A 21,067-nucleotide genomic window follows, 5' to 3' on the forward strand; every position below is an offset into this window, starting at 1 on the left:
AACGCGAACGCACCGCAGGGCGATCATCCATCCGGGTGGTCGCCCTTCGGCGTTCCCCGGGGCCCGGCCTGGCCTACCTTGCACCTGTGTTCGTGAGGGGTAAGGTGATCTTCGTCGTGTCTCCCGTTGTCCCGGTTCCGGCAAGGAGCCCTTGACGAACCGCACGCAGCGCGCAATTCTCAGGACGCGTCGTCACAAGGATCCGAATCCGAGGCATGGATCGACGACGAAGAGGGCAGTATCAACGTGCGTTGAGGGCAGGATGCCGAGGGCGTTGACAAGGGCGTTGAGCACAACGAGGGTCTTCGAAAACCCGCACTGGACATCAGTGTGCCAAGTGGCTACACTGACCCTTTGCGCTGCCTGTTAGCTGTCCCCTGCCCGTCACCAGGGGTCTGCCCTCACCCGAGCACAGTCGACCGAAGCCCCCCTGACCTGGGGTTTCCTTCCCTGTGTACGGGAGAGGGACCGGTACGCGCGTAGTGAGTCCGAGCCCTCGGAAGGACCCCCTCTTGGCCGCCTCGCGCACTGCCTCGACCGCGAATACGAACAACGGCGCCAGCACCGCCCCGCTGCGCATCTCCTTTGCAAAGATCAAGGAGCCCCTCGAGGTTCCGAACCTGCTTGCGCTGCAGACCGAGAGCTTTGACTGGCTGCTCGGCAACACCGCCTGGCAGACTCGGGTCGAGGAGGCTCTGGAGAACGGTCAGGACGTCCCCACCAAGTCCGGTCTGGAGGAGATCTTCGAGGAGATCTCCTCGATCGAGGACTTCTCCGGGTCGATGTCGCTGACGTTCCGGGACCACCGCTTCGAGCCGCCGAAGAACTCGATCGACGAGTGCAAGGAGCGCGACTTCACGTACGCCGCCCCGCTCTTCGTCACCGCCGAGTTCACCAACAACGAGACTGGCGAGATCAAGTCCCAGACCGTCTTCATGGGCGACTTCCCGCTCATGACGAACAAGGGCACTTTCGTCATCAACGGCACCGAGCGTGTCGTGGTGTCGCAGCTGGTCCGTTCCCCCGGTGTCTACTTCGATTCCAGCATCGACAAGACGTCCGACAAGGACATCTTCTCCGCCAAGATCATCCCGTCCCGGGGTGCCTGGCTGGAGATGGAGATCGACAAGCGCGACATGGTCGGTGTCCGTATCGACCGCAAGCGCAAGCAGTCGGTCACCGTGCTGCTGAAGGCGCTCGGCTGGACGACCGAGCAGATCCTTGAGGAGTTCGGCGACTACGAGTCGATGCGCGCCACCCTGGAGAAGGACCACACCCAGGGCCAGGACGACGCGCTGCTCGACATCTACCGCAAGCTGCGCCCGGGCGAGCCCCCCACGCGTGAGGCCGCGCAGACGCTGCTGGAGAACCTCTACTTCAACCCCAAGCGCTACGACCTCGCCAAGGTCGGCCGTTACAAGGTCAACAAGAAGCTGGGTACGGACACCCCGCTGGACGCGGGCATCCTGACCGTCGAGGACATCATCGCGACGATCAAGTACCTGGTGAAGCTGCACGCCGGCGAGACCGAGACCACCGGTGACAACGGCGAGACGGTCGTCGTCGAGACGGACGACATCGACCACTTCGGCAACCGTCGTCTGCGCAGCGTCGGCGAGCTCATCCAGAACCAGGTCCGTACGGGTCTGGCGCGTATGGAGCGTGTCGTCCGCGAGCGGATGACGACCCAGGACGTCGAGGCGATCACGCCGCAGACCCTGATCAACATCCGGCCGGTCGTCGCCTCCATCAAGGAGTTCTTCGGCACCAGCCAGCTGTCCCAGTTCATGGACCAGAACAACCCGCTGTCGGGTCTCACCCACAAGCGCCGTCTGTCGGCTCTTGGCCCGGGTGGTCTCTCCCGTGAGCGGGCCGGCTTCGAGGTCCGTGACGTGCACCCGTCGCACTACGGCCGTATGTGCCCGATCGAGACGCCGGAAGGCCCGAACATCGGTCTGATCGGCTCGCTCGCCTCCTACGGCCGGGTCAACGCGTTCGGTTTCGTCGAGACCCCGTACCGCAAGGTCATCGACGGCCAGGTCACCGACGAGGTGGACTACCTGACCGCCGACGAGGAGGACCGCTTCGTCATCGCGCAGGCCAACGCGCCGCTGACCAGCGACCTCCGTTTCGAGGAGAGCCGCGTGCTCGTCCGCCGTCGTGGCGGCGAGGTCGACTACGTCGGCCCCGAGGACGTGGACTACATGGACGTCTCGCCGCGCCAGATGGTGTCGGTCGCGACCGCCATGATCCCGTTCCTCGAGCACGACGACGCCAACCGTGCCCTCATGGGCGCGAACATGATGCGCCAGGCCGTTCCGCTGATTAAGTCGGAGGCCCCGCTCGTCGGCACCGGCATGGAGTACCGCTCCGCCGTCGACGCCGGCGACGTCGTCAAGGCCGAGAAGGCCGGTGTGGTCCAGGAGGTCTCCGCGGACTACATCACCACGGCCAACGACGACGGCACGTACATCACGTACCGCCTGGCCAAGTTCGCCCGCTCCAACCAGGGCACCTCGGTCAACCAGAAGGTCATCGTCAACGAGGGCGACCGTGTCGTCGAGGGCCAGGTCCTCGCCGACGGCCCGGCCACCCAGAACGGCGAGATGGCCCTCGGCAAGAACCTGCTCGTGGCGTTCATGCCGTGGGAGGGTCACAACTACGAGGACGCGATCATCCTGTCGCAGCGCCTCGTGCAGGACGACGTCCTCTCCTCGATCCACATCGAGGAGCACGAGGTCGACGCCCGTGACACCAAGCTCGGCCCCGAGGAGATCACCCGGGACATCCCGAACGTCTCCGAGGAGGTCCTCGCCGACCTCGACGAGCGCGGCATCATCCGCATCGGTGCCGAGGTCATCGCCGGTGACATCCTCGTCGGCAAGGTCACCCCGAAGGGTGAGACCGAGCTGACCCCCGAGGAGCGCCTGCTGCGCGCCATCTTCGGTGAGAAGGCCCGTGAGGTCCGTGACACCTCGCTGAAGGTGCCGCACGGCGAGACCGGCAAGGTCATCGGCGTGCGCGTCTTCGACCGCGAGGAGGGCGACGAGCTGCCGCCGGGCGTGAACCAGCTGGTCCGCGTCTACGTCGCGCAGAAGCGCAAGATCACCGACGGTGACAAGCTCGCCGGCCGTCACGGCAACAAGGGTGTCATCTCCAAGATCCTGCCGATCGAGGACATGCCGTTCCTGGAGGACGGCACCCCGGTCGACATCATCCTCAACCCGCTGGGTGTGCCGTCCCGAATGAACCCGGGACAGGTCCTGGAGATCCACCTCGGCTGGCTCGCCAGCCGCGGCTGGGACGTCTCCGGTCTCGCCGACGAGTGGGCCCAGCGCCTGCAGGCCATCGGCGCCGACCAGGTCGCCCCCGGCACCAACGTCGCCACCCCGGTCTTCGACGGTGCCCGTGAGGACGAGCTGGCGGGTCTGCTGCAGCACACCATCCCGAACCGGGACGGCGAGCGCATGGTGCTCCCGACCGGTAAGGCGCGGCTGTTCGACGGCCGTAGCGGTGAGCCGTTCCCGGACCCGATCTCGGTCGGCTACATGTACATCCTCAAGCTGCACCACCTGGTCGACGACAAGCTGCACGCCCGCTCGACCGGTCCGTACTCGATGATCACCCAGCAGCCGCTGGGTGGTAAGGCCCAGTTCGGTGGCCAGCGGTTCGGTGAGATGGAGGTGTGGGCGCTGGAGGCGTACGGCGCCGCGTACGCCCTCCAGGAGCTGCTGACCATCAAGTCCGACGACGTCACCGGCCGCGTGAAGGTCTACGAGGCCATCGTCAAGGGCGAGAACATCCCTGAGCCCGGCATTCCCGAGTCCTTCAAGGTGCTCATCAAGGAAATGCAGTCCCTGTGCCTCAACGTGGAGGTGCTGTCCTCGGACGGCATGTCCATCGAGATGCGCGACACCGACGAGGACGTCTTCCGCGCTGCGGAGGAGCTCGGCATCGACCTGTCCCGGCGCGAGCCGAGCAGCGTCGAAGAGGTCTGACGGGAGTCCGGCGGGGCCCTGACCCACAAGGGCCCCGCCGACCCCCAGGCCCCCGTTTCAGACCACAGACTTAACAAACCCTGAGAGGGATTGACGCATAGTGCTCGACGTCAACTTCTTCGACGAGCTCCGGATCGGTCTGGCCACCGCTGACGACATCCGCCAGTGGAGCCACGGCGAGGTCAAGAAGCCGGAGACCATCAACTACCGCACCCTGAAGCCCGAGAAGGACGGACTCTTCTGCGAGAAGATCTTCGGTCCGACCCGGGACTGGGAGTGCTACTGCGGCAAGTACAAGCGCGTCCGCTTCAAGGGCATCATCTGCGAGCGCTGCGGCGTCGAGGTCACGCGCGCCAAGGTGCGCCGTGAGCGGATGGGCCACATCGAGCTGGCCGCGCCCGTCACGCACATCTGGTACTTCAAGGGTGTCCCGAGCCGCCTGGGCTACCTGCTCGACCTGGCGCCGAAGGACCTCGAGAAGGTCATCTACTTCGCGGCGTACATGATCACGTACGTCGACGAGGAGCGCCGTACCCGCGACCTGCCCTCCCTGGAGGCGCACGTCTCCGTCGAGCGCCAGCAGATCGAGAACCGCCGCGACGCCGACCTGGAGGCCCGCGCCAAGAAGCTCGAGGCCGACCTGGCCGAGCTGGAGGCCGAGGGTGCCAAGGCCGACGTGCGCCGCAAGGTGCGCGAGGGTGCCGAGCGCGAGATGAAGCAGCTGCGCGACCGTGCGCAGCGCGAGATCGACCGCCTCGACGAGGTGTGGAACCGGTTCAAGAACCTCAAGGTCCAGGACCTGGAGGGCGACGAGCTGCTCTACCGCGAGCTGCGCGACCGCTTCGGCACGTACTTCGACGGCTCGATGGGTGCCGCGGCGCTGCAGAAGCGCCTGGAGTCCTTCGACCTCGAGGAGGAGGCCGAGAAGCTCCGCGAGATCATCCGCACCGGCAAGGGCCAGAAGAAGACCCGTGCCCTCAAGCGCCTGAAGGTCGTCTCCGCGTTCCTGCAGACGTCCAACAGCCCCAAGGGCATGGTCCTGGACTGCGTCCCGGTCATCCCGCCGGACCTGCGTCCGATGGTGCAGCTGGACGGTGGCCGCTTCGCGACCTCCGACCTGAACGACCTGTACCGCCGTGTGATCAACCGCAACAACCGTCTGAAGCGGCTCCTGGACCTCGGTGCCCCGGAGATCATCGTCAACAACGAGAAGCGCATGCTTCAGGAGGCTGTTGACGCCCTCTTCGACAACGGTCGTCGTGGTCGCCCGGTCACCGGTCCGGGCAACCGTCCGCTGAAGTCCCTCAGCGACATGCTGAAGGGTAAGCAGGGCCGCTTCCGTCAGAACCTGCTCGGCAAGCGTGTGGACTACTCCGCGCGTTCCGTGATCGTCGTCGGTCCGCAGCTGAAGCTGCACCAGTGCGGTCTGCCGAAGGCGATGGCGCTGGAGCTGTTCAAGCCGTTCGTGATGAAGCGCCTGGTCGACCTGAACCACGCGCAGAACATCAAGAGCGCCAAGCGCATGGTGGAGCGCGGCCGCACCGTCGTGTACGACGTCCTCGAAGAGGTCATCGCCGAGCACCCGGTGCTGCTGAACCGTGCTCCCACCCTGCACCGCCTCGGCATCCAGGCCTTCGAGCCGCAGCTGGTCGAGGGCAAGGCCATCCAGATCCACCCGCTCGTCTGCACCGCGTTCAACGCGGACTTCGACGGTGACCAGATGGCCGTGCACCTGCCGCTGTCCGCGGAGGCGCAGGCCGAGGCCCGCATCCTGATGCTGTCCTCGAACAACATCCTCAAGCCGGCCGACGGCCGTCCGGTGACGATGCCGACCCAGGACATGGTCCTCGGTCTGTTCTTCCTCACCACCGACGGCGAGATGCGTGACGTCAAGGGCGAGGGCCGCTCGTTCGCGTCCGTGGCCGAGGCGATCATGGCGTTCGACGCCGGCGAGCTGTCGCTGCAGTCGCGCGTGGACATCCGCTTCCCGGTGGGCACCATCCCGCCGCGCGGCTGGACCCCGCCGGCGCGCGAGGAGGGCGAGCCGGAGTGGCAGCAGGGTGACAGCTTCCGGCTGAACACCACGCTGGGCCGCGCGCTCTTCAACGAGCTGCTGCCCGAGGACTACCCGTTCGTCGACTACGAGGTCGGCAAGAAGCAGCTCTCCGAGATCGTCAACGACCTCGCCGAGCGCTACCCGAAGGTCATCGTGGCGGCGACGCTCGACAACCTGAAGGCGGCCGGCTTCTACTGGGCCACCCGTTCCGGCGTCACCGTCGCCATCTCCGACGTCGTCGTTCCCGAGGCGAAGAAGGAGATCGTCAAGGGCTACGAGGCGCAGGACGAGAAGGTCCAGAAGCAGTACGAGCGCGGTCTGATCACCAAGGACGAGCGCACGCAGGAGCTCATCGCGATCTGGACCAAGGCGACCAACGAGGTCGCCGAGGCGATGAACGACAACTTCCCGAAGACCAACCCGATCTTCATGATGGTGAACTCGGGTGCACGAGGCAACATGATGCAGATGCGTCAGATTGCCGGTATGCGTGGTCTGGTGTCGAACGCGAAGAACGAGACGATCCCGCGTCCGATCAAGGCGTCCTTCCGTGAGGGCCTGTCCGTGCTGGAGTACTTCATCTCCACGCACGGTGCCCGTAAGGGTCTGGCGGACACCGCCCTGCGTACCGCCGACTCGGGTTACCTCACCCGTCGTCTGGTCGACGTCTCGCAGGACGTCATCATCCGTGAGGAGGACTGCGGCACCGAGCGCGGCCTCAAGCTGCGGATCGCCGAGCGCGGCGCCGACGGCGTGCTGCGCAAGGCGGACGACGTCGAGACGTCCGTGTACGCGCGCTGCCTCGCCGAGGACATCGTGGTCGACGGCCAGGTGCTGGCCCCGGCCGGCACCGACCTGGGCGACGTCCTCATCGAGGAGCTCGTCGGCCGTGGCGTCGAGGAGGTCAAGACCCGCTCGGTCCTGACCTGCGAGTCCGCCGTCGGTACCTGCGCGATGTGCTACGGCCGTTCGCTGGCCACCGGCAAGCTGGTCGACATCGGTGAGGCGGTCGGCATCATCGCCGCCCAGTCCATCGGTGAGCCCGGTACCCAGCTGACGATGCGTACCTTCCACACCGGTGGTGTGGCCGGTGACGACATCACCCAGGGTCTGCCCCGTGTCGTCGAGCTCTTCGAGGCCCGTACCCCGAAGGGTGTCGCCCCGATCTCCGAGGCCTCCGGCCGCGTGCGGATCGAGGAGACCGAGAAGACCAAGAAGATCGTCGTCACCCCGGACGACGGCAGCGACGAGACGGCGTACCCGATCTCGAAGCGTGCCAAGGTCCTGGTCCGCGAGGGCGACCACGTCGAGGTGGGCCAGCAGCTCACCGTGGGTGCCACCAACCCGCACGACGTGCTGCGCATCCTGGGCCAGCGTGCCGTCCAGGTCCACCTGGTCGGCGAGGTCCAGAAGGTCTACAACTCGCAGGGTGTGTCGATCCACGACAAGCACATCGAGATCATCATCCGGCAGATGCTGCGCCGCGTGACGATCATCGAGTCCGGCGACGCCGAGCTGCTGCCCGGCGAGCTGGTCGAGCGCTCGAAGTTCGAGACCGAGAACCGTCGTGTGGTCCAGGAGGGCGGTCACCCGGCCTCCGGTCGTCCGCAGCTGATGGGTATCACCAAGGCCTCGCTGGCGACGGAGTCCTGGCTGTCGGCCGCCTCCTTCCAGGAGACGACCCGAGTCCTGACGGACGCGGCGATCAACGCCAAGTCCGACAGCCTCATCGGCCTCAAGGAGAACGTCATCATCGGTAAGCTCATCCCGGCCGGTACGGGTCTGTCCCGCTACCGCAACATCCGGGTCGAGCCGACCGAGGAGGCCAAGGCCGCGATGTACTCGGCCGTCGGCTACGACGACATCGACTACTCGCCGTTCGGCACGGGCTCCGGCCAGGCCGTTCCGCTGGAGGACTACGACTACGGTCCGTACAACCAGTAAGGCGTACGTCCACTGAAGGGCGGTCACCCTCCGGGGTGGCCGCCCTTCGGCGTTGTCCGGTTCTGGCGTTCGAGTGATCGCCTCGTGTCAGCGGCGGCCGTCCGCGCTTCCCGGGGACCGGTGTGCGACGTTGTCGCCGTACCTGGCCGAGCGTGAGCGGAGGTGCCGACGCCATGACGTCAGCGAGGGACCGGCGGCTCGCCGCGGCTGCGGCGCTGGTCGCGCTGCTGGCGACGGCGGCCTGCGGGGGCGGCGGATCCGGGGGGCCGACGCGCGACGGGACCGCGTCCGAGGGGACGCAGGAGACCGGGACCGAGGCGCCGACCTCGGAGGAGACGACGCCGGAGGAGACGACCCCGGAGGAGACGACCCCGGAGGAGACGGAGTCGACCGGCGGCGAGTCGAACGGCGACATCTTCGTGGGCAGCGACTCCGAGGGGTCCTCCGCGTCGGACATCGAACTGTCGAGGACCCGGGTGGGCGAGCCGGTCCAGGCGACGGTGCAGATCAACGCGTCGGATCAGGAGAGCTCCCAGCCCGTGGCGAAGGAGGACGGGAACATCGGGGGTGAGCCCGTCGAGATCACCCGCAGTTGCGTGGGCGAGGCACCGCCGTGCCAGGTGACGTTCCAGTACACGCCGACAGAGCCGGGGCCGTACAGCGGTGAGCTGACGGTCACGCTGGCCGACGGTAGGACCGTCACCGCCCCCATCCACGGTGAGGCGACCGGGGAGGACACCACCGAGCCGGAGACCACGGAGCCGGAAACGACCGAGCCGGAAACGACCGAGCCGGAAACGACCGAGCCGGAGACCACGGAGCCGGAAACGACCGAGCCCGACACCACGGATCCCGACACCACGGAGTCGCAGACGTAGCGCCGTACTAGCCCTGCGCGGCGCGGATCTCCAGCCAGGCGGTGCCGTCGTCCGGCAGCACCACCACGCCGTCCCGGTAGTGCGCGGTGTGGGAGACCAGGTAGAAGCGTGACGGTGCCTTCGCGAGGAGCTGGAGTCCCCGGTACTCGTACCGGTACGGTCCGCTCGCGTTGCCGTGGTCCTGGAACTCGACGTCCCGCGCGTGGTGGGTGAGGAGCACCCGCGAGTGGACCACCACGGCCGGCTTGTCGGGGTAGCCCTTCTCCGCGTCGTGCTTGGCGTTGCTGTGTCCGATGACCGCCGCGTACTGCGCCATGTCGAAGAACAGGCTCACCGTGAGCATCCCGATGAGCAGCGCGCCGATGCCCAGCCACATGCGGTCGCTCTCGGGGGACCGCCGCCGGCCCCGGAGGTCGGTGCGCTGGTGCAGCCGCAGATGGACGGCGCAGAGGGCCATGGTGGCCCCCACGGCCACCATCAGGGCCGGCATGAAGACGAGCGGCCAGCCCGCCGGGAAAGGGATCGAGACGTCCGAGAACAGGGCCGGGAAGTCCACGAACACCATGGCCGTGCCGACGGCGAACAGCAGGATGATCGCCGTACGGCGGCGCGCGGACAGCTCCGGGCCGGCCAGGGACCGTCCCGCCAGACCGAAGAGCAGGAACACGACCAGCCCGCCGGCCAGCAGGGCACACAGCGGGAAGAAGATCGCGCTGGTGCTGTTGGCCATGACGTTCTGGACGGACACCCCGAGGTCCTCGGGCACCACGCCGAGGGTCGAGTAGTACTCCCGGATGTAGAGGCTTCCGAAGTAGTAGAGCAGGGCGAGGGCGATGGTCCCCGGTGCCGCGATGTACGCCGCCTTCTCCACGAACGTCGACAGGGGCGAGCGCGGAGGCGGGGGCTCGGGGCCGAGCGGCGGCTCCTGCGGCGCGGACATGGCCCCCAGTCTGTGGGCGTGCGGCCGGCCCCGCACGCCCAGCCGCGCCGCCCGGCTGACGCGGTGCGGGAGCCCCCGCCGGCGGCCCCGGTCTCCGAATCGAAGATCGCATAGGGTACGGCGACTTGACATGCTCCGCAGCCCCAGGCCTCCGGACCCCATTTGTTTTGACCGCAGCGAATGAGGTAGGTACGCTCAGACCTTGTGCCTGGGGTGTGCCCTGGCTCCTGTGCGTGCCTGTAACCGCATGGCGAGCCGTGAACGGCCACCGTAATTCGCGCCCTTTTCGCCTTGCGGCGGGAGTCTGGCGGATTCGACACACCCGACCGCGTGGGTCGGCGACGTTCCAGGTTAGCTGTACCCATCGGCACACAGAAACCGGAGAAGTAGTGCCTACGATCCAGCAGCTGGTCCGTAAGGGCCGGCAGGACAAGGTCGAGAAGAACAAGACGCCCGCACTCGAGGGTTCCCCTCAGCGTCGTGGCGTCTGCACGCGTGTGTTCACGACCACCCCGAAGAAGCCGAACTCGGCCCTCCGCAAGGTCGCGCGTGTGCGTCTGACCAGCGGCATCGAGGTCACCGCTTACATTCCGGGTGAGGGACACAACCTGCAGGAGCACTCCATCGTGCTCGTGCGCGGCGGCCGTGTGAAGGACCTGCCGGGTGTTCGCTACAAGATCATCCGCGGTTCGCTCGACACCCAGGGTGTCAAGAACCGCAAGCAGGCTCGCAGCCGTTACGGCGCCAAGAAGGAGAAGTAAGAATGCCTCGTAAGGGCCCCGCCCCGAAGCGCCCGGTCATCATCGACCCGGTCTACGGCTCTCCTCTGGTGACCTCCCTGATCAACAAGGTGCTGCTGAACGGCAAGCGCTCCACCGCCGAGCGCATCGTCTACGGCGCCATGGAGGGCCTGCGCGAGAAGACCGGCAACGACCCGGTCATCACGCTGAAGCGCGCTCTCGAGAACATCAAGCCGACCCTCGAGGTCAAGTCCCGCCGTGTCGGTGGCGCCACCTACCAGGTGCCGGTCGAGGTCAAGCCCGGCCGTGCCAACACCCTGGCGCTGCGCTGGCTGGTCGGTTACTCCCGCGCCCGTCGCGAGAAGACCATGACCGAGCGTCTCCTCAACGAGCTTCTCGATGCCTCCAACGGCCTCGGTGCGGCCGTGAAGAAGCGCGAGGACACCCACAAGATGGCCGAGTCCAACAAGGCCTTCGCGCACTACCGCTGGTAGTCGCTACCCACATCGAGACCGAGAGAAGACTGAAGCCTTATGGCTACCACTTCACTTGACCTGGCCAAGGTGCGCAATATCGGCATCATGGCCCACATCGACGCGGGCAAGACGACCACCACCGAGCGGATCCTGTTCTACACCGGTGTGTCTTACAAGATCGGTGAGGTCCACGACGGCGCTGCCACCATGGACTGGATGGAGCAGGAGCAGGAGCGTGGCATCACGATCACCTCTGCTGCCACCACCTGTCACTGGTCGCTGGAAGACGTCGACCACACCATCAACATCATCGACACCCCGGGTCACGTCGACTTCACCGTCGAGGTGGAGCGCTCCCTGCGCGTGCTCGACGGTGCCGTGACGGTGTTCGACGGCGTCGCCGGTGTCGAGCCGCAGTCCGAGACGGTGTGGCGTCAGGCGGACCGCTACGGCGTGCCGCGTATCTGCTTCGTCAACAAGCTCGACCGCACGGGCGCCGAGTTCCACCGCTGCGTGGACATGATCTCGGACCGCCTGGGCGCTCAGCCGATCGTCATGCAGCTCCCGATCGGTGCCGAGGCCGACTTCCAGGGCGTCGTGGACCTGGTCCGCATGAAGGCGCTCGTCTGGTCCGCCGAGGCCACCAAGGGCGAGATGTACGACGTCGTCGACATCCCGGCCACGCACACCGAGGCTGCCGAGGAGTACCGCGGCAAGCTGATCGAGGCCGTGGCCGAGAACGACGAAGAGATCATGGAGCTGTACCTGGAGGGCGAGGAGCCCACCGAGGAGCAGCTGTACGCCGCGATCCGTCGTATCACCATCGCGTCCGGCAAGGGCACGGGCACCACCGTGACCCCGGTGTTCTGCGGTACCGCGTTCAAGAACAAGGGCGTCCAGCCCCTGCTCGACGCGGTCGTGCGCTACCTGCCGTCCCCGGTCGACATCGAGGCCATCGAGGGCCACGACGTCAAGGACCCCGAGACGGTCATCAAGCGCAAGCCGTCCGAGGACGAGCCGCTGTCGGCGCTGGCGTTCAAGATCATGAGCGACCCGCACCTGGGCAAGCTCACCTTCGTCCGGGTCTACTCGGGCCGCCTGGAGTCCGGCACCTCGGTGCTGAACTCCGTCAAGGGCAAGAAGGAGCGCATCGGCAAGATCTACCGCATGCACGCCAACAAGCGTGAGGAGATCGACTCGGTGGGCGCCGGCGACATCGTCGCCGTCATGGGCCTGAAGCAGACCACCACCGGTGAGACGCTCTGCGACGAGAAGAACCCGGTGATCCTGGAGTCCATGGACTTCCCGGCGCCGGTCATCGAGGTCGCGATCGAGCCCAAGTCCAAGGGTGACCAGGAGAAGCTGGGTGTCGCCATCCAGCGTCTCGCGGAGGAGGACCCCTCCTTCCAGGTGCACACCAACGAGGAGACCGGCCAGACCGTCATCGGCGGTATGGGTGAGCTTCACCTCGAGGTCCTCGTGGACCGCATGAAGCGTGAGTTCAAGGTCGAGGCCAACGTCGGCAAGCCGCAGGTGGCCTACCGCGAGACGATCCGCAAGGCCGTCGAGCGTGTCGACTACACCCACAAGAAGCAGACCGGTGGTACCGGTCAGTTCGCGAAGGTGCAGATCGGCATCGAGCCCCTCGAGGGCGGCGACGTCTCGTACGAGTTCGTGAACAAGGTGACCGGTGGCCGTATCCCGAAGGAGTACATCCCTTCGGTGGACGCCGGTGCGCAGGAGGCCATGCAGTTCGGCATCCTCGCCGGCTACGAGATGACCGGTGTCCGTGTCATCCTCCACGACGGCGCCTACCACGAGGTCGACTCCTCCGAGCTCGCCTTCAAGATCGCCGGTTCGCAGGCCTTCAAGGAGGCCGCGCGCAAGGCCAGCCCCGTGCTGCTCGAGCCGATGATGGCCGTCGAGGTCACCACGCCCGAGGACTACATGGGTGAGGTCATCGGCGACATCAACTCCCGCCGTGGTCAGATCCAGGCCATGGAGGAGCGGGCTGGTGCCCGCGTCGTGAAGGGCCTCGTGCCCCTGTCGGAGATGTTCGGCTACGTCGGCGACCTCCGCAGCAAGACGTCGGGTCGCGCAAGCTACTCGATGCAGTTCGACTCCTACGCCGAGGTTCCGCGGAACGTCGCCGAGGAGATCATCGCGAAGGCCAAGGGCGAGTAACGCACCGCGTTCACACGCCGTAGGCTTGACTCCGGAGCCTCCAGGGGCAAACGTCCGCAATCGTGAGCGTTTGCCCCGGGTTCCGGGCCTTTACAGCAAAGATCACCTGGCGCCGATGAAGTAAGGCGTACAGAACCACTCCACAGGAGGACCCCAGTGGCGAAGGCGAAGTTCGAGCGGACTAAGCCGCACGTCAACATCGGCACCATCGGTCACATCGACCACGGTAAGACGACCCTCACGGCCGCCATTACCAAGGTGCTGCACGACGCGTACCCGGACCTGAACGAGGCCACCCCGTTCGACAACATCGACAAGGCTCCCGAGGAGCGTCAGCGCGGTATCACCATCTCCATCGCGCACGTCGAGTACCAGACCGAGGCGCGTCACTACGCCCACGTCGACTGCCCGGGTCACGCGGACTACATCAAGAACATGATCACCGGTGCCGCGCAGATGGACGGCGCGATCCTGGTGGTCGCCGCGACCGACGGCCCGATGCCGCAGACCAAGGAGCACGTGCTCCTGGCCCGCCAGGTCGGCGTTCCGTACATCGTCGTCGCCCTGAACAAGGCCGACATGGTGGACGACGAGGAGATCCTGGAGCTCGTCGAGCTCGAGGTCCGTGAGCTCCTCTCCGAGTACGAGTTCCCCGGCGACGACGTTCCGGTCGTCAAGGTCTCCGCGCTCAAGGCCCTCGAGGGCGAGCAGGAGTGGGTGGACTCCGTCCTCAACCTGATGAAGGCCGTCGACGAGTCGATCCCGCAGCCGGAGCGCGACGTCGACAAGCCGTTCCTCATGCCGATCGAGGACGTCTTCACGATCACCGGCCGCGGTACGGTCGTCACCGGCCGTATCGAGCGTGGTGTCCTCAAGGTCAACGAGACCGTCGACATCATCGGCATCAAGACCGAGAAGACCACCACCACGGTCACCGGCATCGAGATGTTCCGCAAGCTGCTCGACGAGGGCCAGGCCGGTGAGAACGTCGGTCTGCTCCTCCGTGGCATCAAGCGCGAGGACGTCGAGCGCGGCCAGGTCATCATCAAGCCGGGCTCGGTCACCCCGCACACCGAGTTCGAGGCGCAGGCCTACATCCTCTCCAAGGACGAGGGTGGCCGCCACACGCCGTTCTTCAACAACTACCGTCCGCAGTTCTACTTCCGCACGACGGACGTGACCGGCGTGGTGACCCTCCCCGAGGGCACCGAGATGGTCATGCCGGGTGACAACACCGAGATGAAGGTGGAGCTCATCCAGCCCGTCGCCATGGAAGAGGGCCTGAAGTTCGCCATCCGTGAGGGTGGCCGCACCGTGGGCGCCGGCCAGGTCACCAAGATCGTCAAGTAAGTTCCGCTTGCTTGAGGGTCAGCACCTGACCTAAGGGGAGGCCCGTACGACTCCGGTCGTACGGGCCTCTTCTGCTTTCCCGGCCCCTGCTCTCCTAACGGCAGCGCATAGGGTTCTCCGCGTGAGCACCGTGCCGCCCGCCGACGGGCCCGAGCAGCCGCCCCTGTCCGACGAGCAGTGGGCGGCGTTCCTGCGCGACGCCGTCGAGGGCAGTGGCGCCGGTGCCCCCAAGGAGCCGTCCGCGCGCGCCAGGACGCGGCTGCGCCGGGTGCGGACCGCAATGCGCCGCGGGTTCCGGCGTCCCGCGCGCCTCTCGGTCCGCGCGGGGCTGCAGGCGGTCGTGCCCTGGCTGGCCGTGGCGGCCGTGGTGGTCTACGGCGCCTGGGAGCAGGGCCTGCTCTCGTGGGGCGGCGGGGACGAGTCGGGCCCGGCGCGGGCCGTCGCCCTGCCGGGCGGCGGGGTGTCCGACGGCGACCACTGCGGCGCCAGGGGTTACCACCACTTCCCGCTGCCGCCGGACGCCTCCGCGCCGGCCCCGCGGTCCGCGAGTGCGCAGCACGGCCCCCAGCTCGTCCTCGGGTCGTACGGGTACGTCAAGCCGTCCCGCCGCACTCCCGGCCGCCTCACCGTCGGCCTGCTCTTCGCGCCGGGCTCCGACGGGCCGCTGAAGCTGTCGCGGACCCTCGGCGGCGAGGGCGCGGCGGTGGAGATCGAGGGCCCGGACGGTCTGGTCGGCGGCGCCCACGGCCTGCCCGTCACCTGGGCCACTCCGGCGAAGCCCGGCGACGCCGGCACGGCGCGCATCGACCTCGCCGACGGCGGCGGCGCCGAGCTGTCCCTGCCGCCGCAGGCCCTGTGCCCCGGGTACGACGCGACGTCCGTGGCCGAGCACCTGCCGCCGCCGGCCGACTCCTCGCGCACCATCACCGGTCAGCCGTCCTACACCCTGACCGTGTCCGTCCGTGACCCGGGCGTCGGAGCCCTGCGCACGTCGCTCGGACTCCCCTCGGCCGGGGGGCCGGCCGCCAACGTCCTGAGCGCGAACAACCTGGTGCCGGACGTTCCCTGAGCGCGGGACGCGGCCCCCGTCGAAACCGTTCGGCGCCTACGGCCCGTTCCCCCCGCGGCGGCCTTCCTCCCCTATTTGTCATGCCGGTGAGCGAATAGGGGCTGGACGGTATGTCGTCCGCGCACGTCAGGCGTAGCGGGGGCCGTGTCAGAAGACCGGCAGGGCCGTCAGTGCATCACCGTCCGCGACGAACACGCGGTTGCCGTCGGCCGTCATCCAGTAGTTCCTGGGGTTCTTGATGATGCGGAAGGCCCAGGTGGTGCGGTTCAGCGTGGAGTTGGGATCGCTGCCGGTGCCGTCATTGGTGCCGTCAGCCACATTGAGGACGCCGACCACGCCTTCCTCCGCGTTGACCTCCACGGACCAGAAGCCGTGGCCCTGGACCGCCAGCGGTCCGAGCGGGTCGCGCGTGAGGAGGAGGTCGTAGAGCCAGCCGCTCTGCTTCCCGTCCCTGATGTCGAAGCGGAGGGGCGCCCCGAGGGCGGCCACGAAGACGTAGGGGCCGTGGATCACGGAGGGGCCCCAGGAGACTTTCGTGCCGTCCCGGCGCCTCAGGTCCGGGCGCCACAGCTGCTTCCCGTGAGCGATGCCACGGGCGGTGAAGTACGGGCTGCCGCTCACGAACAGGGTCCCGCCCGACGCGGCGATCCCCGGCCTGACGCCGTCCTGGTCACGCAGCGTCCAGAGCGTGCGGCCGGTGCGTGTGTCGACGGCGAGGACGTCCCCCGCGTCCGTGGCGACGGCCAGGACGCCCTGGGACACGACGCCCCGTGCCGTGGCCTTCGTGCCGAGGCCGGCATCCGGTTTCACGGTCCAGCGGATCCCGGCGTCGGAGCGGCCCACGCTGCGCAGCCGGCCGTCGTCGGTGACGACGTACACCGCCTCGGCATCGGCCGCGAGGACGCAGGAAGCCTCGGCGGGCGCCGTCCACCTGGGTTCGCCGGTGGACGCGACGAAGGTCAGCAGCCTGCCGTGGCCGTCGGCGGCGGCTATCAGCCGGTCCGAGAGCGAGACGAAGCGGCGTTCCGCCACTGCTTCGGGCGCGGACCACCGCGGTTTCCCGTCGACGACGCCGTGTGCCGTGATGCCCCCCTTGGAGTCTCCGACGATCAGGACGTCGCGTACCGGCAGCGGGGCAGGTGTGCGGGCGCCGAGGGCGGACGGCCGGCTCCAGAGCGGATCGGGCGTCTGCCCGAGGACGTAGTCCCCCTTGTCCGCCGACAGCAGCCGTGCCTTGGGGGTGCGCACCGCGGGTGGTATGTCGAAGGGGCCGCTGTCGTTCTTCCGCCAGAACCACCAGCCGGCGCCGCCGGCACCGGCGAGGGCGACCGGGCCGCCGACCGCGAGGGCCGTCAGCACCCGGCGCCGCGGGACCCCGCCCGGCGCGCTGGTGCCCGGCAGCGTGGTCAGCTCGTGCAGGGAGCGTTCCCGCCGCCGCACGTCCTCGGCCAGTGGCCCGGAGCGCCACACGCGGTCGGCGCCGCGGGGCGGGGCGAAGGCCTGCGCGACGGCGTCCGGGGTGGGCCGGTGCGCGGGGTCCTTGGCCAGGCACGGGCCGATGAGCTGCTGGAGGGCGGCCGGGACCCGGTCCATGCGCGGTGTGCCGTGGACGACCTCGTACTGGACGGCGGCGGCGTGCGAGCCCCCGTAGGCGCGCTGCCCGCTCGCCGCGTACACCAGCAGGGCGCCCAGGGAGAAGACGTCGGCGGCCGGGCCCACACGCTGCCCGAGAGCCTGTTCCGGTGCCCCGTAGCCCGGGGTCACCGGAACCTGGCCGGTGGTGGTGAGGGTGAGTCCGTGCTCGGGGCGGGCGATGCCGAAGTCGATGACGCGCGGGCCCGCCGAGGTGAGCACCACGTTGGCGGGTTTCAGGTCGCGGTGCACCAGGCCGGCGGCGTGGATGTCCCGCAGCGCGTGCGCGAGCGCCGCCGCGAGGGCCCGGACCCCGTTCTCGTCGAGGGGGCCGTGCGTGCCGATCGCCTCCTCCAGGTTCGGGCCGCTGAGGAACTCGGTCGCGATCCACGGGCGCCCGCCCTCGGTCTGCGTGTCCAGCACCCTGGCCACCCCGGAGCTGCCGACCGCCTGCGCCATCCGGGCCTCGCGCACGAAGCGCTGACCGAGCTGGGGGTCGTCCGCCAGATGGCGGTGCAGCACCTTCACCGCTGCCGTCCGCCCGTCGCGGTCCTGGCCGACGTACACCTTGCCCATGCCGCCCTCGCCGAGCACGCCGAGGATGCGGTAGGGCCCGAGGCGGATCGGGTCTCCGGTGTCCAGTGGCTTCATGTCTGCTGACCTCGGTTCTCAGAGGAGCGGGTAACCGGCGGCGTAGCTCCCGCCCAGGGCGATCAGGCGCCGGGAGGCCGGGTGGGCGAAGTAGCGGGCCGCCGCGGCGGCGTTGACGGGACGGGACGTGCCGCCGTCGGCCAGCGCCACGGCCGCCAGGCGCGACGACGCCCTGCGGTACACGTAGGCGATGCCGACGACGGGCGGCGCGCCGAGGTCGGCGGTGGTCGCGCCGCCGCCCTTCTCCGTCCAGCGCGGTGCGCCGCTGCCGGCGTCGACCGCGACGACCCCGCGTCCCGACTCCACCGCGTACACCACCCCGTCCTGGACGGCGGGCGGGCTGTAGGCGGCTCCCGGGGCGCCCTTGCCGTAGCGCCAGGCGACTTCGCCGTCGTCCAGGGCGAGCGCGAGCAGCCCGCCCGCCGACGGATACACGTGCCGGTCGTCGAGGGCCAGGTGGGCCCGGTCGAAGGCGGGCTGGCCGCTGTCGAGCGGACGGCTCCACAGCTGCCGTCCGGTGCCGGTGTCCCGGACGACGAGCCGGGTGGCGCCCTCGGCGGACTGCTGGACGAGGACGAGGCGCTCGCCCGACACCTGGGCCGCCAGGAAGTGGAGCCGTTCGTTGCCGGCAGGGCGTGCCGGGAGGGGAACGTCCCAGAGCTTCTTGCGGGCGTCCAGGTCGAGGGCGAGCAGGTGCCAGGTCTGGCCCTTGCGGAAGGCGTTGGTGCCCAAACGGTCGGCGGGTTGGGGGCCCCGGCCGCCGACCGCGTAGACGGCGGTGCCGGAGGCGCACAGCAGCTGGGTCCCGTACAGGCCGCCGTTGAAGTCCTTCAGTTCGAGGAAGGGGTCCCCGGGTCTGCCGTCGGCGAGGCCGACGGGGCGGACGGACAGCGGACCGGCCTCGTGCGCGGTGTAGTCGAGCGCGTGGATCCGCCGGCCGTCGGTGACGGTGAGGTGCCCGAAGTACACGCCGGGATCGGCCCACAACGACTTCCCCGACGCCGGGTCCAGCCCCTTGACCCCGACCGACTCGCCGACGACCACCAGCCGGTCGAGCAGCAGCGGGGCCGGCGGAACCGGCGGCTGGTCGGTGTACTCGGCCACCACCTGCCAGCGCAGGTCCCACGCGGGCCGCGCCGAGCCGGTCGGCGCGGGGCGCACGGGAGTGCCGCCACCCCGGCGGCCGAGCAAGGCCCAGGCACCCGCTCCGGCCGCGGCGACACCGAGGGCGGAACCCGCGCCGACGGACAGGAGCCTGCGGCGGGACACGCCCGCCGGGGTGCCGTCGGGTTCGGTCCCGGGCAGGCCGTGCCCGGCCGGGGGCGGCAGCCGGTGCGGCTCGGCGCGCCAGACGCCGGCGGCCCGCCGGGCGATGTCCACGAGCACCGGCTCCGGCAGACAGTCCGCGAAGTCCTGTTCGGCGCCGCCCAGCCGGGCACGCAGCTCGCCGGTCGTGGGCCGCTGCCGGGGATCCTTGGCGAAGCACGGGCCCAGTACGGCGGCGAGACCGGCCGGGACCCCGGTCAGGTCCGGTTCCGCGTACCGCACCCGGTACAGCAGGTCCGCCGCCTGTCCCACGCCGAACGGCCCCCTGCCCGTCGTGGCGTGGACCAGCACCCCGGCCAGGGCGAACACGTCACCGGCCGGTGTGTGCTCCTCGCCGGCCGCCTGCTCGGGCGACATGAAGGCGGGCGTGCCCGCAGCGGACCCGGCCCGGGTGAGGCGGTCGTCGCCGAGCGCCCTGGCGATGCCGAAGTCGATGACCTTGGGACCGTCGGCCGTCACCATGATGTTGGACGGCTTCAGGTCCCGGTGGACGACCTCCGAGTCGTGCAGCTGGGCCAGCGCGGCGCACAGACGGGCGCCGACGGCCCGGACGGCCCGCTCCGGCAGGGGCCCGCCCAGCCGGACGGCGTCGTCCAGGGGCGGTCCGATCAGGTACTCCGTGGCCAGCCAGGGCGTCTCGTGGCCGAGGCCGGCGTCGAAGACCCGTGCGCCGTGCTCGCCGCCGATGACCCGGGCGGCGTCCGTCTCCAGCCGGAACCGGGTCCGGAAGACGGGGTCCGCGGCGATGCGGGCGTGCATCGTCTTGAGGGCGGCGACGCGGCCGGTGTCCGAGCGGCCGAGGTAGACCGTGCCCATGCCGCCGCTGCCCAGGCGGGCGATCAGGTGGTAGGCGCCGAGCTGATCGGGGTCGTCGTGAGCGAGGGGGGAGAACATCAGGGCCGCGTCTCCTGGGCGTGCTCGGCAGGTGTGGCCACGAGGACGTCGGCCGACTGACGGGCGAGGGCGGCGACGATCCGGGCCGGGAGGGGGAACGGGGGACCGTCGAGGACGGTGGGTACGGGTGCGAGGGGGCCCGGGAGCGCCTGCGGCCGGGGCGGGAGCGGCGCCGACAGACCGGCCGCGAGATCGGACGCCGACGGCCGCCGGGCCGGGTCACGGGCCAGGCAGGCGGTGACCGGCTCCCGCAGGAACGCCGGAAGCTCCTCGCGCTCCGGGACGGTGTACCCGGTGCTCGCGTACGACAGCACGGCGCCGAGTGCGTACACGTCACCGAGCGGCCGGGGCCGGCCGCCCTGGGCCTGCTCCGGCGCCAGGCACCCGGGATCCAGTCCGGGCCTCCCCAGCCGCTGCTCGCCCTCCGGAGCCGCGGCGCGCACCGCGCCGAAGCACGCCAGCAGCGGTCCGTCCACGCCGAGCAGCACGGCCGCGGGGGAGACTCCGGCATGCGCGACACCTCGCGCGTGGGCCGTGGCCAGCGTGCGTGCCAGGGCCGCGCCGAGGGCGCGCACCACGGCCTCCGGCAGCGGTCCGCCGTGCGCGGCGAGAGCGGCGGTCAGGGGCAGCACGGGGGTGTACGGCGCCGCGTGCCAGACCGGTACGGCCGCCCGGTCCACCTCCGCGACGGGCGCGAGGCCGGGTAGCGCCAGTCGCCGTGCCTCCTCGGCCTCGGCGGCCCAGCGGGCGGGGTCGGCCCCGGGGTGCGGCACCTGCACGAGGGCCGTGCGCCGGCCGTCGGCGCTGCGGGCCACATAGCGACGATCGGGCGTCCGGTGTTGCTCGGCCTCCTCGTCGACCCCGGCCAGGACCGCGTACGGCCCGATCCACAGCGGATCGTCCTGGCGCAGCCGCCTCATGCGCGCGTT

General features: G+C 69.4%; 12 protein-coding genes. 8 read left to right on the top strand and 4 right to left on the bottom strand.

Annotation, left to right across the window (positions count from 1 at the left end; all coding sequences use genetic code 11):
* Positions 1-512 precede the first annotated feature (512 nt).
* From rpoB to S1361_RS23390, 3 genes are all read left to right on the top strand, one after another.
* Positions 513-3,998, top strand: a complete 3,486-nt coding sequence (rpoB, locus tag S1361_RS23380; protein WP_208033753.1) for a DNA-directed RNA polymerase subunit beta — start codon at positions 513-515, stop codon at positions 3,996-3,998.
* 100 nt (positions 3,999-4,098) lie between these two features.
* Positions 4,099-7,998, top strand: a complete 3,900-nt coding sequence (locus tag S1361_RS23385) for a DNA-directed RNA polymerase subunit beta' (protein WP_208033754.1) — start codon at positions 4,099-4,101, stop codon at positions 7,996-7,998.
* Between the two features lie 173 nt (positions 7,999-8,171).
* The gene (locus tag S1361_RS23390; protein ID WP_208033755.1) at positions 8,172-8,876 is read left to right on the top strand and encodes a hypothetical protein; all 705 of its coding nucleotides are present in this window, start codon (positions 8,172-8,174) and stop codon (positions 8,874-8,876) included.
* Positions 8,877-8,883: 7 nt separating this feature from the next.
* Here the strand turns inward: S1361_RS23390 and S1361_RS23395 are convergent, their stop codons facing one another.
* Entirely contained in the window at positions 8,884-9,816 is a 933-nt protein-coding gene (locus tag S1361_RS23395) for a hypothetical protein (RefSeq protein WP_243769271.1), read from the bottom strand.
* A 389-nt stretch (positions 9,817-10,205) separates the two neighbouring features.
* On the opposite strand from S1361_RS23395, the gene rpsL reads away from it, so the two are divergent.
* The 5 genes from rpsL (at position 10,206) to S1361_RS23420 (ending at position 15,635) form a co-directional block, all read left to right on the top strand.
* On the top strand, positions 10,206-10,577 hold the full coding sequence (rpsL, locus tag S1361_RS23400; protein WP_003948652.1) for a 30S ribosomal protein S12: 372 nt from the start codon (positions 10,206-10,208) through the stop codon (positions 10,575-10,577).
* A gap of 2 nt (positions 10,578-10,579) precedes the next feature.
* A complete protein-coding gene (gene rpsG, locus S1361_RS23405; protein ID WP_003998848.1) occupies positions 10,580-11,050 on the top strand; it encodes a 30S ribosomal protein S7 in 471 nt (156 codons plus the stop codon).
* A 39-nt stretch (positions 11,051-11,089) separates the two neighbouring features.
* The gene (fusA, locus tag S1361_RS23410) at positions 11,090-13,216 is read left to right on the top strand and encodes an elongation factor G (protein ID WP_208033756.1); all 2,127 of its coding nucleotides are present in this window, start codon (positions 11,090-11,092) and stop codon (positions 13,214-13,216) included.
* 156 nt (positions 13,217-13,372) lie between these two features.
* The gene (gene tuf, locus S1361_RS23415; protein ID WP_014674366.1) at positions 13,373-14,566 is read left to right on the top strand and encodes an elongation factor Tu; all 1,194 of its coding nucleotides are present in this window, start codon (positions 13,373-13,375) and stop codon (positions 14,564-14,566) included.
* 121 nt (positions 14,567-14,687) lie between these two features.
* Entirely contained in the window at positions 14,688-15,635 is a 948-nt protein-coding gene (locus tag S1361_RS23420; protein WP_243769272.1) for a hypothetical protein, read from the top strand.
* Between the two features lie 147 nt (positions 15,636-15,782).
* Here the strand turns inward: S1361_RS23420 and S1361_RS23425 are convergent, their stop codons facing one another.
* From S1361_RS23425 to S1361_RS23435, 3 genes are read right to left on the bottom strand one after another with little or no spacing between them, the layout of a single operon-like run.
* Positions 15,783-17,918 (bottom strand): protein kinase domain-containing protein, encoded by a 2,136-nt coding sequence (locus S1361_RS23425; RefSeq protein ID WP_208033757.1) that lies wholly within the window; start codon positions 17,916-17,918, stop codon positions 15,783-15,785.
* An 18-nt stretch (positions 17,919-17,936) separates the two neighbouring features.
* Positions 17,937-20,138 carry a protein kinase domain-containing protein gene (locus S1361_RS23430; protein ID WP_208033758.1) on the bottom strand — a complete coding sequence of 734 codons (2,202 nt, stop codon included), beginning with the start codon at positions 20,136-20,138 and terminating at the stop codon, positions 17,937-17,939.
* Positions 20,138-21,058, bottom strand: coding sequence for a protein kinase family protein (locus S1361_RS23435; RefSeq protein WP_208033759.1), 921 nt, complete (start codon positions 21,056-21,058; stop codon positions 20,138-20,140). Before S1361_RS23435 ends, S1361_RS23430 begins: the two co-directional genes overlap by 1 nt.
* Positions 21,059-21,067 lie beyond the last annotated feature (9 nt).

The sequence above is a fragment of the Streptomyces cyanogenus genome (assembly GCF_017526105.1).
Classification (GTDB): domain Bacteria; phylum Actinomycetota; class Actinomycetes; order Streptomycetales; family Streptomycetaceae; genus Streptomyces; species Streptomyces cyanogenus.